At 33.4% G+C, this 18,488-nt stretch carries 16 protein-coding genes and 1 other annotated feature; of the genes, 2 read left to right on the forward strand and 14 right to left on the reverse strand.

Annotation, left to right across the window (positions count from 1 at the left end; genetic code table 11):
• Positions 1-14 precede the first annotated feature (14 nt).
• Complete coding sequence (rpsG, locus tag B5X49_RS03535) at positions 15-485, reverse strand: 30S ribosomal protein S7 (protein ID WP_045749780.1); 471 nt, start codon at positions 483-485, stop codon at positions 15-17.
• Between the two features lie 58 nt (positions 486-543).
• Complete coding sequence (gene rpsL / locus B5X49_RS03540; protein WP_045749781.1) at positions 544-987, reverse strand: 30S ribosomal protein S12; 444 nt, start codon at positions 985-987, stop codon at positions 544-546.
• Positions 988-1,224: 237 nt separating this feature from the next.
• On the opposite strand from rpsL, the gene B5X49_RS03545 reads away from it, so the two are divergent.
• Entirely contained in the window at positions 1,225-1,743 is a 519-nt protein-coding gene (locus tag B5X49_RS03545) for a hypothetical protein (protein WP_045749782.1), read from the forward strand.
• 28 nt (positions 1,744-1,771) lie between these two features.
• Here B5X49_RS03545 and B5X49_RS03550 read toward each other — a convergent pair whose 3' ends face one another.
• The 10 genes from B5X49_RS03550 to rplK form a co-directional block, all read right to left on the reverse strand.
• Complete coding sequence (locus tag B5X49_RS03550) at positions 1,772-2,041, reverse strand: GNAT family N-acetyltransferase (protein ID WP_045749783.1); 270 nt, start codon at positions 2,039-2,041, stop codon at positions 1,772-1,774.
• A gap of 174 nt (positions 2,042-2,215) precedes the next feature.
• Positions 2,216-2,818 (reverse strand): hypothetical protein, encoded by a 603-nt coding sequence (locus B5X49_RS03555; protein WP_045749784.1) that lies wholly within the window; start codon positions 2,816-2,818, stop codon positions 2,216-2,218.
• Between the two features lie 113 nt (positions 2,819-2,931).
• Positions 2,932-3,621: an InlB B-repeat-containing protein gene (locus B5X49_RS03560; RefSeq protein ID WP_045749785.1), complete on the reverse strand. Its 690-nt coding sequence runs from the start codon at positions 3,619-3,621 to the stop codon at positions 2,932-2,934.
• A gap of 426 nt (positions 3,622-4,047) precedes the next feature.
• Entirely contained in the window at positions 4,048-8,172 is a 4,125-nt protein-coding gene (gene rpoC, locus B5X49_RS03565; RefSeq protein WP_045750090.1) for a DNA-directed RNA polymerase subunit beta', read from the reverse strand.
• Positions 8,172-11,996: a DNA-directed RNA polymerase subunit beta gene (gene rpoB, locus B5X49_RS03570; protein ID WP_045749786.1), complete on the reverse strand. Its 3,825-nt coding sequence runs from the start codon at positions 11,994-11,996 to the stop codon at positions 8,172-8,174. The genes rpoC and rpoB overlap by 1 nt, the downstream gene beginning before the upstream one ends.
• A gap of 139 nt (positions 11,997-12,135) precedes the next feature.
• On the reverse strand, positions 12,136-12,738 hold the full coding sequence (locus B5X49_RS03575; RefSeq protein ID WP_079560659.1) for a class I SAM-dependent methyltransferase: 603 nt from the start codon (positions 12,736-12,738) through the stop codon (positions 12,136-12,138).
• A gap of 62 nt (positions 12,739-12,800) precedes the next feature.
• Entirely contained in the window at positions 12,801-13,172 is a 372-nt protein-coding gene (rplL, locus tag B5X49_RS03580) for a 50S ribosomal protein L7/L12 (RefSeq protein ID WP_045749788.1), read from the reverse strand.
• Between the two features lie 21 nt (positions 13,173-13,193).
• Positions 13,194-13,682, reverse strand: a complete 489-nt coding sequence (gene rplJ, locus B5X49_RS03585; RefSeq protein ID WP_045749789.1) for a 50S ribosomal protein L10 — start codon at positions 13,680-13,682, stop codon at positions 13,194-13,196.
• Positions 13,683-13,734: 52 nt separating this feature from the next.
• Positions 13,735-13,872 (reverse strand) — a sequence feature (ribosomal protein L10 leader region).
• Positions 13,873-13,882: 10 nt separating this feature from the next.
• Complete coding sequence (rplA, locus tag B5X49_RS03590) at positions 13,883-14,578, reverse strand: 50S ribosomal protein L1 (protein WP_045749790.1); 696 nt, start codon at positions 14,576-14,578, stop codon at positions 13,883-13,885.
• A 64-nt stretch (positions 14,579-14,642) separates the two neighbouring features.
• Positions 14,643-15,071 carry a 50S ribosomal protein L11 gene (gene rplK, locus B5X49_RS03595; protein ID WP_045749791.1) on the reverse strand — a complete coding sequence of 143 codons (429 nt, stop codon included), beginning with the start codon at positions 15,069-15,071 and terminating at the stop codon, positions 14,643-14,645.
• A 264-nt stretch (positions 15,072-15,335) separates the two neighbouring features.
• On the opposite strand from rplK, the gene B5X49_RS03600 reads away from it, so the two are divergent.
• Positions 15,336-16,178, forward strand: a complete 843-nt coding sequence (locus B5X49_RS03600) for a VOC family protein (protein ID WP_045749792.1) — start codon at positions 15,336-15,338, stop codon at positions 16,176-16,178.
• Between the two features lie 42 nt (positions 16,179-16,220).
• Here B5X49_RS03600 and B5X49_RS03605 read toward each other — a convergent pair whose 3' ends face one another.
• A complete protein-coding gene (locus B5X49_RS03605) occupies positions 16,221-17,324 on the reverse strand; it encodes a hypothetical protein (protein ID WP_045749793.1) in 1,104 nt (367 codons plus the stop codon).
• Between the two features lie 168 nt (positions 17,325-17,492).
• Positions 17,493-18,458: an endonuclease gene (locus tag B5X49_RS03610; RefSeq protein WP_052670127.1), complete on the reverse strand. Its 966-nt coding sequence runs from the start codon at positions 18,456-18,458 to the stop codon at positions 17,493-17,495.
• Positions 18,459-18,488 lie beyond the last annotated feature (30 nt).

Raw genomic sequence — 18,488 nt, forward strand, 5'->3', positions numbered from 1 at the left:
TTCACAATCCCTTCTTACCAGCGGTAGTGAGCGAATGCTTTATTCGCCTCTGCCATTCTGTGTACTTCTTCACGCTTCTTAACAGAGGCACCTTGTCCCTGTGAAGCATCTAAAATTTCTTTTGCAAGTCTTTCTTCCATTGTTTTTTCATGACGTAGTTTTGCATATTGTACTAACCATCTTAAAGCTAGTGCTTGACGTCTTTCTGGTCTAACTTCAACTGGAACTTGATAGTTTTGACCACCGATACGGCGAGCTCTTACTTCTAAGATTGGTGAGATATTATTCAAAGCTTCATTGAAAACATCAATTGGCTCGCGACCTGTTTGGTCTTTAATGCGATTTAACGCACCATATAATATACTTTGTGCAGTTCCTTTTTTTCCATCTTCCATAATTGTGTTAACAATTCTAGTAATTAATTTGGAATTATAAATCGGATCTGGTAATACATCACGCTTTACGATGTGTCCTTTACGTGGCATATTGTTCACCTTCTTCCTTTCGTTTTTTCTTGTTTAGATTTTGTTTGTAATATTTAAATTACTTTTTCTTTGCAGGTACAGCAGCTTTACCAGCTTTTGGACGCTTAGCACCGTATTTGGATCTACCCTGCATGCGGTTTGCAACACCAGTAGCATCTAAGGTTCCACGTACGATATGGTATCTTACCCCTGGTAAGTCCTTCACACGTCCACCACGAACAAGCACTACGGAGTGTTCTTGTAGTGAGTGTCCTACGCCTGGGATATAAGCTGTTACTTCAGTTCCGTTAGATAATCTAACACGAGCATATTTACGTAATGCAGAGTTAGGTTTTTTAGGAGTCATAGTTGTAACACGAGTACATACACCACGTTTTTGAGGAGATGCATAATTTGAATCAGCTTTCTTTAAGGTATTAAAACCGTATTGTAAAGCAGGTGATTTACTCTTATACTTCTTGTCAGAACGTTGAGTTGTAATTAATTGTGATATGGTAGGCATTTTCTAATTTCCTTTCTTGAAACACATTTCCAGGTGTTTCATTATTGATATTTTGGCTTTGTGAAGCCAAGATGTTATCGTTGAAATGTAAATATTTTTTACACCTGTTCTATTATATATTTTTGATTGCTTTTTGTCAATAAAATTATACTAAAATTTACTTTACCTTACAAAAAATAACATATCTTTAGATACATGCATGTTATAATATAAGATATTATATAAGGGGATATTTTAATGTTTAAGTTTATTATTACAGATTTACATCAAGCACACCTATTAGCTTTATCTCAGTTAAGAAAAAACTCAATCAAAGTAGGCATATTTTTTATTGTTATCTTTGGCTTACTTGCTTTTTTAGAACTCAAAGATGATTTAACTTCCATAGTTGGATATTTATGGATAGCATTTGGAATACTATTTCCATATTTGATTATACAATCACCTAAAAACAATCTCAAGCAGTCATTACTACATGCAAAGCATATTTATACATCCATATATACAATCACTTTTGAAAAAGATTATATTCGTGTTCATCAAGATGATGATGGACGTTTAAATGATACACTGTATTACTATGATAGAATATATAAAGTTGATTCATTTAATACTCATCTGATTATTCATACACATTTCAACAATTTACTTATTTTACCAATCAGTTGCTTATTTGAAGGGGATAAAGACGATTTAGTTCCTTATATCAATTATCTACTTGATGGTCGAATAACTGTTACTCAATCTAAAAAGTAAAGGGAAGCCAATGGCTTCCCTTATGTTTTTATTTATCCCAAACATCTCCATATGATGGATCTTCGATGAATAATTTTAATGCATATGGACAAACAGGTTTAATTTTATAACCTTTACTTCTTGCTAATGAGACCACCTCATCGACAAGTTTTCTAGCAATACCTTGCCCTCTAAGACTTGGGTCTACAAATGTATGATCTAAGTAGAATACATGACCCTTTGTTTGATATGTTACTTCTGCGATCATTTTATCCTCTTGATTTAATTGATAAAATCTACCTTCTTCAAATAAAAACATGTTCATCACACCTTTCTATACTTCTATTATACTTCACTAAAAAGAGAAAAGAAGCATGAATCGCTTCTTTTCATTGATAATAGATACACCGAACTCTCTCCCCTGTAGTCGATGTATCTGACAATATCACGAGTTGATAACCTTATTTTAATACATTTATTGAGTTATTTCAACTTATTTGACTTTATCTGGGTCAAGTGACATATCAAATAACACAACCATGAGTATTGTTAATATGGTATATATCACTAAATGTGAGACGGAATTAATCATATAAATTTGCTGAACCAATTGGGTCTGACTCAATAAGTTTGGTAGGACTAAAGACATAAATCGTACCATGATTGCTGCTCCTAAATAAATATACATCACAATTCTTCCAAAAGGTGTCACCTTTTTAAAGAATGTAAATACAAATGCCACCATCAATAAATCTAAATAATCAATATAAGAAATCATTAAATTGTTTTTAACTTCACTGTCAAATGTGATATCTCTTAATTGCCACCATCCAAAAGCTGCACTCATAGGAATTGAGAGTAAGAGTAATAAACCCATGATAAGTACCCATGAATTTTTATGATGCTCTATCAGTATAAGGATAATACCTATGACTTCAAATATTAATAAAAACTTATCAATATACGTTAATAAATATGGGGCTTCACTACTCATTATTACCACAAACCCTAATCCACTCATCCATAATATTCTTGCAATGATGGATAATATAAATGCACTTCCTAAAAGGATAAATCCTAATGTGTCTTTTTTCATCATGTCACCTCTTCATTATTATATCATGCATATGCTTAACTCCTTCATAATCTTAGTTTATCTTACCACTTAGAAGGTCAATGACCTTTACTCTAGATAGTTGAATCATTTTTTTACTTATCCCATTTTGCATATAGCTGTGTTTCTGTATTTAAGTCATCAAAAATGACGATATCTTCTTCGAAATTCCAAGGTATCGTACATTCTACATCCTTATACCACCCTAGAAATACACGTCCATCTAGGCTCGGGTCTAATGGTTTATAACCAATGATTTCATTCTCATAATAATCTATTAAGTAAGTATCCATAAGTTGATCAGAATGGATATTCAAACGATATCTCAAATCGGCATAATTCAGTTCAAACTCTTTTTGAATATGACTTGAGTATGTAATATCCAAATACTTAGCCTCTTCCCCAGCATAAACCAAATATAAACTAACAGGCATATAATATAAACTAAATATATACTCTAACTCAGGTAAATCAAAAACGTAGGTAGAAATATAAATAGGATTTAGTAAATAAATCCTTTTTAAGTTTAAACTATATATATGGCCTTTAGCTCTAGATGTTAGAGTGGATTCCGTTCCTAATGATGTTACTGCATATCCATCAATCTCTTTAGGTATAATCAATGTTTCTTGTTCCATACCTAAATTAGTTAATCCCAATATAACAACTTCATTAGAATAGATGGAGTACGTAAAATAATCAGATTCAAAAACCTGCTCATGATTAAAACAACCCACCAAGCTAAATATCGATACAATCAACGACAAAATCATTATCTTCTTCATAAACATATCCCCCGGTACTTATTAGTATGTATAAATCGCATAATTATTTTTTTAATCTATAAACATTCCTCCTAGTGTAAAATTTTTATAATATTTCACTATGAGGAACAACTTCTAGATGTCTAATATCTATATTTTTTAAAACCTATTAAATCTTTTTTAGTAATATATTTATATAAATTTATATCTATTAACAATTCAAATGGATACACCTTTTCCAACAAAAGAAAAGGAGACAAAAAAACCAGTAACGGTTTCTTTATATGTCTCCCTCACATAAAGTATCCTTTTTTAAACCTTCGTTAAAGTCCTTTTAACTTAAGTTCACCCTCATTATATAAGATAAAACGGATATAAGTCAAACAAAATCATAAAAAATGAGACCTAGGTCGTTTAAACCCTAGGTCTCAAATCTGTTTTTATTGATTAAAATTGATCGAAATCATCATAAACAACTTCTTTTGTTTCAGGTTTATCATAATCGAAATACTTCTCTTGTAAGATACCTGTACCAGCAGGGATTAATCCACCGATAATGACGTTTTCTTTTAATCCATGTAATTCATCTGTCTTACCTTTAATTGCAGCATCAGTCAAGATACGAGTTGTTTCTTGGAAGGATGCAGCAGATAAGAAGGAATCACTTCTTAGAGATGCTCTTGTAATACCAAGTAAGATTGGTCTACCTACAGCAAGTCTCTTTCTGTTTCTTAAGACTTCTTTATTTTCACGTCTGAATTCATCGACTGAAACCTCAGTTCCAGGAAGCATATTTGTATCACCTTCTAAGACAATAGCAATTCTTCTTAGCATTTGACGAATAATAACTTCAACGTGTTTATCAGAAATTTCAACCCCTTGTGCACGGTAGACTTTTTGAACTTCTTCTAAAATATAATTAGAAGCAGTCATAACATCTGTAACACGTAAGAGTTCTTTAGGATTAATAGAACCACTGGATAATTTTTGACCAGCAACAACATCTTGTCCTTTTTTAACTAAGGATTCAATGTTTGGATCAAGTGTATATTTATGTTCATTATCTGCTGCATCTGTAATTGTAAGGATTGTAGAACCACCTCTTCTAGAAACATCACGGACTTTACCGTTTACTTCAGAGATAGATGCTTTACCTTTAGGATTACGTGCTTCAAATAATTCTTGAATACGAGGTAGACCTTGTGTAATATCGGCACCAGCAGCAACCCCACCGGTATGGAATGTACGCATGGTTAACTGAGTACCAGGTTCACCAATAGACTGAGCTGCAACAACCCCAATAGCTTCCCCTACTTCAACGTGTTTATTCGTTGCTAGGTTAATACCATAGTCTTTCGCACAAATACCATGACTTGAGTTACATGTCATAATACTTCTAATTTCAACTTTATCAATACCTGCTTTAATAATTGCTTGTCCAATTTCTTCAGTGATTAATTCGTTTCTAGAAACTAATACTTCACCAGTTTTTGGATGAACTAAATCTTTAGCTGCAAATCTACCATAAATTCTATCGTATAATGGAACAACTTCTTTACCAGATTCATCAGTAATTGCTTCAACATAGACACCATGGTTTGAACCACAGTCTTCCTCAACTATAATCACGTCTTGTGAAACGTCGACTAAGCGACGTGTTAAGTAACCAGATTCAGCTGTTTTTAACGCTGTATCGGTAGAACCTTTTCTAGCTCCGTGCGTTGAGATGAAGAATTCAGAAACGGTTAGACCTTCTCTAAATGATGAACGGACAGGTACTTCAATGGTTTCCCCTTTAGGGTTACTCATCAGACCACGCATACCAACTAATTGCGTGAAGTTAGAGACGTTACCACGGGCACCAGAGTCACTCATCATAAAGATATTGTTATCCTTATCGAATTCCTTCATAATACCAGATTGGATATCATTTCTAACGTTTGTCCAAACTTCAATAACTTTACGTTTACGTTCAGGACCTGATAAGATACCTTCATCATAAAGTTCTTCAATTTGGTTAACAGATTCTAATGCATCTTCCATTAATGCTGCCTTTTTAGTATAAACGTTGATATCTGCAAATGAAATCGTAATCCCTGCAACGGTAGAGTATTTAAATCCTAAGTTCTTAAGTTTATCCAACATCTTAGAAGTTTCTGAGATGTGGAATAATTTAAAGACTTGTGCAATAACAGAGGATAAGAATTTCTTCTTAAATGGTTCTGGCGTTGGCATTTGTTTTAATGCTTCTTTTGGATGTACACCTTTTTTAATAAAGTATTTATCCGGTGTTTGGTGTTCTAAATTAAATAAGGATGGTTCATTCACGTATGGGAATGTTGGAGGTAAGATTTCATTGAAGATTAATTTACCGAGTGTTGTTACTAAGTACATATTCTTTTGTTCAACTGTGAATGTATCTTTAACTGCTTCTGGTTTTAAGATAATACGTGTATGTAACGTAATTTCTTTATTTTCATATGCAATCTTAGCTTCTTCAACAGTAGAGAAGAATTTACCTTCATTTCTGTGATCATGTTGATGAACTTCAGCTCTCTTACTATCTGTTCCAAAATCTCTATCTAATTTTTCTTCAATGGTTAAGTAGTAGTTACCTAATACCATATCTTGAGATGGTGTAACAACTGGTTTACCATCTTTAGGGTTTAAGATGTTATTGGATGCAAGCATCAATAAACGTGCCTCAGCTTGAGCCTCAGGTGATAAAGGAACGTGAACAGCCATTTGGTCACCATCGAAGTCCGCGTTAAACGCAGGTGTAACCAGTGGGTGTAAACGGATTGCTTTACCATCAATTAATTTTGGTTCAAATGCTTGGATACCAAGTCTATGTAGTGTCGGTGCACGGTTTAATAAAACTGGATGCTCTCTAACAACTTTTTCTAATGCCTTCCAAGTATCATCATCACGTTTTTCATATTTCGCATTGGCATTTTTCTTTTCAGCACCATGAGTTACTTGAAGTTCTCTTAAAATGAATGGTTTGAATAAAGTAATTGCCATTTCACGTGGAATACCACATTGATACATTTCTAAGTCTGGACCTACAATAATAACGGAACGACCAGAATAGTCCACACGTTTACCTAATAAGTTTTGACGGAAACGACCTTGTTTACCACGTAAAAGATCCGATAATGATTTTAAGTGTCTATTTCTTTCAACAGCCGCTTTTTTACCACGTTTCGCATTATCAAATAATGCATCAACCGCTTCTTGTAACATACGCTTTTCATTCTTAGTGATTAAGCGAGGTGCCATTTGTTCTTTTTGTTTCTTTAAACGGTTGTTACGGTTTAAGATACGACGGTATAAGTCATTAAGGTCTGTTGTTGCAAATCTGCCACCATCCAGTGGTACCATTGGACGTAAGTCCGGTGGAATGACTGGAATCACATCCATAACCATCCATTCCGGTTTGTTATCGGATTGGTTAAATGCCTCAACAACTTCTAATCTCTTAATAATACGATCTCTTTTTTGTTTAGAGGTTGTTTTTAAACGACGACGTAGACTCTTAACTTCTTTATCTAAATCTAAATCTTGTAATAATTTTTTAACAGCTTCAGCACCTGTTAGTGCTTGGAATCTGTTACCATATTCTTCAACTAAAGCACTATAATCTTGTTCAGATAATATTTGCTTTTTAGCAACCGGTGTATTCATACCTGCATCTGTTACGATGTAGGATGCATGATAAACAACTTCTTCTAATTGTTTTGCTTTAATACCAAGTAAAATTGCTAATCTTGAAGGTGAGTTTTTTAAGTACCATGTATGAACAACAGGAGCTTCTAAATTAATATGACCCATACGTTCACGGCGTACTTTAGATTCAGTAATTTCAATACCACATTTTGGACAGATTTGACCTTTATTAACGGTTTGTTTCTTTCCACATGCGCATTGATAATCTCTGGTTGGTCCAAAGATTCTTTCATCAAATAATCCACCTGGTTCAGGCTTAGATGTACGGTAGTTAATGGTTTCGTGGTTAATGACTTCACCATAACTCCAGTTTCTAATTTCATCAGGAGATGCTAATCTAATTTTAAAATGTGTAAATGTTTTAGAACCATATGTTTTTCTAACAGGTTTAATCACTTTTGTTAAACGGTCTTCAAGTTCAGTTGTTACAACAGGTGTAACAGCCTCTACATATTCACCGTCTAATTGAAGTTTTTCCTCACCATAAAGTTCAAGTAAATCATTCATTTCTTTAAGTAAGAATTCATCATCTTTAAATATATGATAAAGTGTATTCTTATCATAATTAGTTAAAGCTTCTAAATCTTTAATACCTGCTTTATCTAAGACATCAATCACTTCGTTTGAAAGGGATAAGTCTGTAACTTTTCTAGGTAATTTATAGAAAATTAAAGTAGGAAGTACTTCATGAAATGAATCTGCTAATAAGCTTTGAAGTTCTTTTAAATTAAATGTATTAAAATCTTCTAAACGATCAATTCCGGAGAGTTTTAATCTTTCTAGTGCTTGTTGACTTAATTTTAAAGACTCAACTGGCAATGATAATATTTCTTTAGTAGCCATCATCTAAAACCTCCTTTATTAAAACCTTTCGGTGAATTATCCACAAGTGATTTAATTGCTTCATTCTCACCATTATTTGCATCCACTAACTCTACATAGAGTCCTAATGCCTGTAATTCTCTTGTTAATACTCTAAAGGATTCTGGAATACTTGCTTTAGGTATTTCTTGACCATGAGTAATTGCATAATAAACTTTGTTTCTACCAAGCATATCATCTGATTTAACAGTTAACATTTCTTGTAAGGTATGTGCAGCTCCATAAGCATATAATGCCCAAACTTCCATTTCCCCGAAACGTTGTCCACCATTTTGAGCTTTACCACCCATTGGTTGTTGTGTAACTAAAGTATATGGACCAACGTTTCTCGCATGGAGTTTATCATCAACCATGTGTGATAGTTTAATCATATACATAACCCCTACAGAAATACGGTTCTTATAAGCCTCACCCGTACGACCATCATAAAGATATGTCTTACCATCTGGTGCAATGCCTGCATCACTCATAATTTCTTTTAAGTCTTCATCGGTTACACCGTCAAAGACTGGAGTTGCTACTTTAATACCTAATTTTTTAGCAGAGATACCTAAGTGAATTTCTAAGATTTGTCCGATATTCATACGAGATGGAACCCCTAGTGGGTTTAACATAATATCTACATATGTTCCATCTGCCATATATGGCATATCTTCTCTTGGTAATATTTTAGAGATAACCCCTTTATTACCATGGCGTCCAGCCATTTTGTCCCCTTCAGTAATCTTACGTTTTTTCGCAATATACACACGAATTTGTTCGTTCACGCCAACTGGAAGTTGGTCGCCATTTTTCTTACTAAAGTATTGAACAGATTGTACAACACCACCACCACCGTGTGGAACACGAAGGGATGAGTCACGATATTCTTTTGCTTTATCACCAATAACTGCATGAATTAACTTTTCAGAAGGTGTTGGTTCAAATACACCTTTTGGTGTAATTTTACCGACTAAAATATCGCCTTCTTTAACCTCAGAACCTGGAACGATAATACCACGCTCATCTAAGTATTTCACAGCTTCTTGGCCAACGTTAGGAATTTCTCTTGTGATTTCTTCTTTACCGTTAGATTGTTTTAAATCTCTTGTTTCAATTTCATATTCATCAATGTGAATGGATGTATAAACGTCATGCTTTACTAAGTCCTCGGACATAATAACAGCATCCTCATAGTTATAACCTTCCCAAGTCATGAAGGCAACTGTTACGTTTCTACCTAATGCAAGTTCTCCGTTATCTGTTGATGGACCATCTGCAATGACATCTCCTTTTTCAACATATTCTCCTTGGAATACGATTGGTTTTTGTAAGACCAATGTATCTTGGTTAGAACGGAAGAATTGGATTAATTCATATGTTTCAAATAAGTCTAATTGTTTATGATCATATAATTGTTTAGCAATTGCATAGTTAAAATCGCCACCAGTTTTATAAATTGTTTTGTTACCAACTTTAACATCCGTTGTTGGTTCTTTTACAATCACTATTTTTCTAGCATCTACATAGGTTACATAACCTGCGTTTAATGCAACAACCACAGCACCAGAGTCTTTAGCTGCACGGTATTCAATACCGGTTCCTACGATAGGGGAAGTTGGTTGTAATAAAGGAACTGCTTGACGTTGCATGTTTGCTCCCATTAATGCACGGGACGCATCGTCGTGTTCAAGGAATGGAATAGATGATGTTGCAACAGATACGATCTGTTTCGGACTAACGTCCATACAAGTCACATCACTTGCATCATAAATCCCTGTTTCACCATTTTTTCTAGCAATCACACGTGTATCTGTGAAATTACCATCTTTATCCATCGGTGTTGCAGCAGATGCAATCACTTCATCTTGTTCTTGGTCTGCTGTTAAGTAAATTACTTCTTCAGAGACTTTCGGTGTACCAGATGCAGTTTTTGTCACCTTTAAGAAAGGTGTCTTAATAAATCCGTAATCATCTACTTTAGCATATGTTGCAAGCGATGAAATCAGACCAATAGATGGACCTTCTGGTGTTTCAATTGGACATAATCTACCGTAGTGAGAGTTATGTACGTCACGTACTTCAACGCCGGCTCTATCTCTTGCGATACCACCTGTACCTAAAGCACTGACTCTACGCTTTTGAGTTAACTCAGCAAGCGGGTTAATTTGGTCCATGAATTGTGATAATTGAGATGAACCAAAGAATGTTTTAATTGCACCAACAAGTGGTGTCATGTTAATAATATTAGAAGGTGTTGCATCATTAAAGTTTGTTGTTGACATCTTATCTTTAATGTTCTTTTCAGCACGAGCTAAACCAATTCTAAATTGGTTCTTTAAGAGCTCACCGATTAATCTTAAACGACGATTACCTAAGTGGTCAATATCATCAACTTGTCCTAAACCATCATAAAGATTTAAGTAATAGCTAATACTTGCAACAATATCCGATAAGACAACGTGTTCTCTTAATTCTCTTTGGTCACTACCTAATACACGAATTGTACTTGATTTTTGACCTTGGTTATCTAAAACATAAACATCTAAAATTTCTGCAATAACGCCTGTACGGCTTGCTTCTTTTTCATATACATCAGATGTTAAGAAATATTTAATAACTTTTTCATCGATGGAATGTCTGTTTTTTCTTAAGAGGTTAATCACATCTTCAGTGATTGCCTCATTTTTCTTAACTAAGACTTCACCAGTTTTTAAGTTGATGAAATTTTCTTTAGCATAAAGCATACTTCCACCTTCTGGAAGTGTAGTTGCTAAAATTTCATCCATCGTTTCGTTTTGTAAGTTGTTTTCTTTAGTAATAACTTGTTTTCTAAATAAGTGTCTGTTGTTACTTAATAGTTCGATCACATCTTTTGTTAATTCTGTATCTTTAGCAACTAAAAGATTTGCACCATCATAAATGTCTGTTGCTAAATATGTACCTTGTACACGGCTTAATACGTCTAATTTTTTGTTAAATTTATAACGACCAACTGCCGCTAAATCATAACGTCTACGGTCAAATAAACGCATACGAATAAATTCTCTTGCAGCATCTGCAGGAACTTTTTCGCCTTGGCGTAACTTAGAATATAAATCAATTACAGCATCATTTGGAGTTTTAGATTCATCTTTTTCAAATGTAGATGAAATTAATCCTGATTTACCAAATGTTTCTTCAATATCTTTTTTAGAAGTAAATCCTAAAGCACGGATAAAGGTTGTCATAGGAACTTTTTTAGAACGGTCTAATTTAGCATATAAGATTTCTTTAGAACCTTGTTCATATTCAATCCAAGCACCACGTGTTGGAATCACTTGTGCGGAGTATTTAATGGCATTGATCTTCTTGTCTAATTCGGATGTATAATACACCCCTGATGAACGTACAATTTGAGATACGACAACACGCTCAGCACCATTAATGATAAAAGTCCCTGATGGTGTCATCATAGGAAGATCTGTCATTAAGACGGTTGATTCTCTTACTTCTCCAGTTATTGCATTTTCAAGTTTTACTTTTGCAGATAACTGTCTTGAGTAATTTAAATCGCGGATTTTAGTTTCTTGGATAGAATATTTTGGTTCAGATAAATAACTTTCCTCAAAATATAATTTTAAATCTCCACTATGTCCTTCAATTGGAGAAATATCCACTAAAAGCTCATTGATGCCTGTTTTGATGAATTCATCAAACGAGGTTGTTTGTATCTCGATAAGATTCGGTAATTCTACCTGATGTAACATTTTTGAATAGTTACGACGTTCTGCTTTCTTGCCGTATTTGACGGTTTTATAACCCATGAAACCACACTCCTATCGTTTTTCTTGAAACTTAATTTTTGTTGTTTATATATATAAAAATATATAAATAACCATTTCTATGCATTTTATAATTTTACCACATTACATACAACTGAGTCAAGGTGTTTTTTGGATTGAATTATTTATACGCATGAATTACATAAAATCCTTTAGATTTCGTTACCACTTTGACTGATTTAAAGAAAGTCTCTAAATACGTGATGGTAGACTTTGCTCCTTGTTGTTTACGAACAACTATTGCTAAGACGCCATCATCTAAGAGTCTATGATAAGCATCCATGTATAATTTATAAATAACTTCTTTACCAGTTCTAATTGGTGGATTTGAAACAATTAAATCAAATGAACCATTAATTTTTTCGAACAAATTAGATTCAATGACTTCGCCTTCAACTTGGTTTAATTTCAAGTTTTCTTTATTGAGCTCTATCGCTCTTAAATTGACATCGGCCTGCGTCAATTCAATTTCTTTAAATAATTTTTTTAAGATGATTCCAACAACACCGATACCAGAACCCATATCTAAAACTTTAATACCTGGACTTAAAACCTCAATACTTTCAATCAAGACTTTAGAACCATAATCTAAATGGTCTTGACTAAACACACCTCGGTCTGATAAAAATGAAAATGAAACGCCTCGTACAGTCGTTTGATACGTCTTTAATTCACTTTTTAATGTTGGATCATATTGATAGTAATGTGACATATAAACACCCATAATTTAAGAGTGAAAAAACCCGAGATCAATCTCAGGTTTTAACACAATCTTACTAAACGTAATTAAACGATAGCAACTTTTGCTCCAGCAGCTTCAAGGTCAGCTTTGATCTTTTCAGCGTCTTCTTTCTTAACGCCTTCTTTGATTTTAGCATCTGCAGTTTCAACTAAAGTCTTAGCTTCAACTAATCCTAAACCAGTGATTGCACGAGTTACTTTAATAACTTCAATCTTCTTATCTCCGAATGATTTTAAGATAACATCAAATTCAGTTTTTTCTTCAACAACTGCAGCAGCAGCAGGACCTGCAGCAACAGCAACTGCTGATGGGTCAATTCCGAATTCTTCTTTTAATCCATCAACTAATTCTTTGATTTCTAATAATGACATTTCTTTTAAAGCTTCTACGAAAGCTTGTTTTGTTAATTTAGCCATGTTATATATTCTCCTTATATATTATTCTTGTGTTTCAGTAAGCATATTTAAGCCAACTGCTAATTCTTTGACTGGCATTAATAGTCCAGCCGCTAATTGTGTTAATAAAGTTTCTCTTGATGGTAAGTTTGCAAGTGCGACCATTGCATCTACTCCAACAACTTCACCTTCGATAACACCAGATCTAATCACAACCGTTTTGTTTTTCTTAGCAAACTCAGAAACAGTCTTTGCAACAGCTACAACATCATCATATGAAATTGCAACTGCTAATGGACCTACTAATGATTCAGATAATTCTCCAAATCCTGCTAATGAAGCGGCACGTCTTGTGATATTGTTTTTATAAACTTTAACTTCCATATTTTGTTTATGTAAGTCAATTCTTAAACCAGTAAAGTTTGAAACTGTTAATCCTTTGTATTCAAATACAACAACTGTTTTAGCCATTTTTAATTTGTCTACTAATAAATTAACTTCTTCAATTTTACGAGTAATCGCTTTGTTCATTCTTTGTGCCTCCTTTTTTAAGGTGTGTTCTATGTTTGATTTTACTTTTAGTTTAATAAAAATAAAATCCCTCTTATAAATTCCTAAAGACATTTTAAAAGAGAGAAAATAAGTTCCAGTTTTATTTTTCCTCGGTAGCAAATTAAGTATATAATACAGCTACTGTCTTAGGTCATATGTAATTGTTTTTTTAAATCAGATTACTTACGAATGTTGTTTTCATCAACAGAGACGCCAGGTCCCATTGTTGTTGAAAGGGTAATATTTTTGATGTAAGTACCTTTAACTGTTGCTGGTTTGATACGGATTAATTGACCATAAATCGCTAACATGTTTTCATGTAGTTTATTTGCATCAAATGAAACCTTACCAATTGGTGCATGAATATTTCCAACTTTATCAGTTCTATATTCAATCTTACCAGCTTTAATTTCTTGTACTGCTTTTGCAACGTCTAATGTAACGGTTCCGGTTTTAGGGTTTGGCATTAATCCTTTAGGACCAAGCACTCTACCTAATTTACCTAATTGAGCCATCATATCAGGGGTTGCAACCATGACATCAAAATCGAACCAACCTTTGCTAATCTTTTCGATTAACTCTACATCTCCTGCCTCATCTGCACCAGCTGCTAAAGCTTCTTTAGCTTTTTCAGATTTTGCAATAACGATTACCTTAACAGTTTTACCAGTTCCATGAGGTAAGCTAATAGCTCCTCTTAGGTTTTGGTCAGCTTTTCTAGGGTCAACGTTTAAGCGGAAAGCGACTTCGACGGTTGCATCAAACTTAGATACTGAAGTTTTTTTAGCTAATTCAACAGCTTCTAAACCAGCATATTTAACTGATTTATCAATTAACTTCGACGCTTCTAAGTATTTTTTTCCTCTTTTCATGATATTCCTCCTAAATGTGGTATAACGGGATATCCTCCCACAATTTAGAAACTTTTAATGTTCTAAATTATTCTGAAACTGTAATGCCCATTTGTCTTGCGGTACCTTCGATAATCTTAGCTGCCGCTTCAACAGTGTATGCGTTTAAATCAGGCATTTTTGTTTTTGCAATTTCTTCTAACTGTGCTCTAGTGATCGTTGCAACTTTATCCTTCTTAGCGTTTTTAGCGCCTGATGGAATATTTGCAGCTTTCTTAAGTAAGTCAGAAGCTGGTGGAGTCTTTGTAACTATTGAGAATGTTCTATCATCATAAACAGAAATCACAACAGGAACAATATAACCAATCATATTTTGTGTCATATCGTTAAATTGTTTAACAAATTGCGGGATATTTACTTGAGCTTGACCTAGTGCTGGACCAACCGGTGGCGCTGGAGTAGCTTTTCCTGCAGGAATTTGTAACTTAACTTGTTTGACAACTTTCTTTTCTGCCATAACACAACCTCCTTCTTTTGTAATAAGTATGTGGTACGAATATATTCTTCCACTATGGTGTGTTTACACGCGTGATTATTCTATCATTTATGATACCTATTGTCAACAACTTTTTTATATACCTTAATGAATTAACGACATTACCCCACGAAGTACATTTTGGGATAATGTCTTAAAGTAACATAGTTACCAAATGGTGCCTACTTCCCAAAAGAAACTATTGTTGATATAATAAGGTTAATCATCAATTTTAGGAGAATTTTCATGGAAACATTTCATTCAAATGAATTTATGTTTGTTAAAGATATTACACTTTTAGTGTCTAATATCGATCAACAAATCAAATTTTACACAGAGGTTTTAGGACTCAAACTGATAGAAAAAATAGCTAACAGATACTTACTTGGAACCCATACAAATCAATTACTTTTAACACTTGAACATAACATACTAGCAACCCCTAAAGAGAAATCAACAGGTCTTTATCACTTTGCTTTATTACTCCCATCAAGAGCGCATTTAGGGCAGTTTATTAAACACTTAATCAAACTACAAACACCTGTTACAGGTGGCGCAGATCATGGCATCAGTGAAGCTCTTTATTTAGACGATCCAGAAGGTAACGGCATTGAAATCTATGCAGATAGATTAAAGAAAGACTGGCCTGATTTCAATGAGGTTGTGAATAAACCAATGGATTATCAAGATTTGGTCAATCACGCAATCACTGAACCATTTACAAAAATTCCTGATGGTACGATTATGGGTCATATCCATTTACATGTATCAAGAATTGAAAAAGGTACTCAATTCTTTAAAAACGTGTTAACTTTCCAATCCACTATGGCATATGGACCCCATGCACACTTTGTAAGTGATGGTGGATATCATCACCATGTAGGGTTTAATGTATGGAACGGTATCGATATCAAAAACAAATCAGAATTAAGTACAGGATTAATCGCATATACCATTCAGTTACCACTTGATAAATATAATAGTTTAAAAGAAAACTTTAAATTAAAACGTGTTGAACTTCTTAAAGATGAACACGGTGAATATATTAAAGATATGAATGATGTGAATGTTTACTTCACAACTGTTTAAATAGTTTAGAAGCCACCTAGTGCTAGGTGGCTTCTTTGTTTATTATCTTCTAATGTAGACATCAATGACATGATATCTATTATCTCTTACAAATCTAATCATAATTTTGATTTCATGTAATTCTAGATTGGATTCAAATATATTTTTTATGTAATCATTATGGATTGTTAAGACACCTCGTTCAAATGTATAAGTCTTTTCGTCCATAACAGGTAAATCCTTATTTGAATTAAAGACATCAAATAGTTTAAAGTCAAATACTTCTACCTTAAAGGATAAATCATCAATCAAATTCGTTTTAACGATAATATCATTATAAATATATGGATTTGATGTTTCACCTATTTTGATTGTTATTTGGTGTCTTCCAAGATTGGTCATTATTTTAAGAGAAATGATATCATCTTTCTTAAAGGTTTCTAAATATGATTCCGTAAGATATAAAGTCTGATCTTTTAGATATACATATTGATAATCCATTTCTGTTTCTTTTGTACCTTCAACCTTAAAGACATTAAATTGTGTTGGTGAATCTTTATAAGATATCAGTGGTAAATCAAAACTAGATTTCAAACTATATCCGTAGATATGGTTAGAAATGATTAAGTCTTTTTCGGTTACAACTAAGACAATCATTGGTGAATACGATGAGTCTACAAACTGATTAGATAATGATTGAATACGTACATAATAAGTACCTGGTTCTAATGTTGGAACTATTTTTTCTTTTGTATTATAGATTTCACCATTAATATCGATATTATAAGAATCTGCTCCATCAACTTCATCATAAGTGATTTGACGATTAATGACTTGGATATTTTTAGGATACTCTAAAAATTTAACTTCAAATGTTAAAGCTGTACTAAACAGTGAATCTGTAAAGTTTTCTCCCACAGCTTTAACCTGCACTCTATATGTACCTGATTCATCTATCGTATAGGATGTTTCAGTTAATTCTATATTTGTTGAATTGATATTTAAAATATAGTAATCTGCAAACTCTACAGGGTCAAAAGACACTACATTTTTAACCACTTTTAAGTTTAGAGGTTGGTCCAGTCTTAAAAGGGGTTCACTTGGACTACATGCTACAACAATATTCAAAAAGATTAGCAGGATTGCTAAAATAAGCTTTTTTTTCATATGACTCTCCCTCAAATACTATTATATCATGTGAATTATCACATAATCATTACATATTTGAAATATTTTACCAAAATAAACAAGTAGTGAGGGGATTTTTGCATATAAACATATGAAAAATCACCTAAGCAACTTACGATGCTTAGGTGATTAGTATTTTGATGATTATTAGTAAATTCTTTGAACGAGTTCAGGATGATCTATAAATGGATTTCTATTTTTTTGATATCCATAAATAATCTCATTTCTTGTAAGTTCAAACTGATCCACTGGGTCTGCCAAATGCCAAGCGATGAGTGTTTGAAGATCTCCTATAAGGGCAAGATCGGTCATGCTACCCCATCTAATATCCATATAGAATAAGATTCTAGCTACATCTCCTCTATGGTGATCTCCTGGATACCACTTACTACTATAGTTTCCAAAGCCATCGTCATTATATACCTGATTGATAAATAAGTTGTTACCTCTAGCAGAATTCACATTCGTGTCTGCAGCTCTTAAGTTATGTAGATCTGCATCAATTCCTCTTGTACTATCACCTGGTTCATAGTTTCCAGCACCGAATAATGATTTAGCCCAAACGTGTTCTCTATTCCAGGTGCTTGCTACATTATCATTGTTATAGTTCCACAGAGCTAAAGCATATCCTTCATCTGGAAAACCACTACCTGCTGCGCCTTTTAGAGTATCTGTATATATTAAGTAAGCATAGTCTGTATTAAATCCATGCCAAGCATCTGCTTCTTCTAAATAGTATCTAGCCTGTCCATAAGTTGTTGTTGGATATTGTCCTGTGTCATTTAGAAGGGTATATAAGACATCCACTAATTGATTATTAGCTACTCCATTTAAGGATTGGTAATAACCTGAATAAGTTGTACCTTCAACAACATTAATTGTTAAAGTGAGGTTTGCTTCATTACCTGATTCATCATCTGCTGTAAAGGTTATTTGATAAGTTCCTATTTGGTTAAATATATAAGAACTTGAGTTTGCATCATAAAAAGATGCAATATTAGATAAATCTTTGTTTACTATTCTTACACCATCGACATCATCTTCTGCAGTTACAGTAGGTAATGTCCAAGAACCCCCTACTGAGATTTGAACCGGATTTGATGATGGGTTCAAGTTTATTGTAGGTGATGTTTCATCAACGGT

Source organism: Acholeplasma oculi, from assembly GCF_900166985.1.
Classification (GTDB): domain Bacteria; phylum Bacillota_I; class Bacilli_A; order Acholeplasmatales; family Acholeplasmataceae; genus Acholeplasma; species Acholeplasma oculi.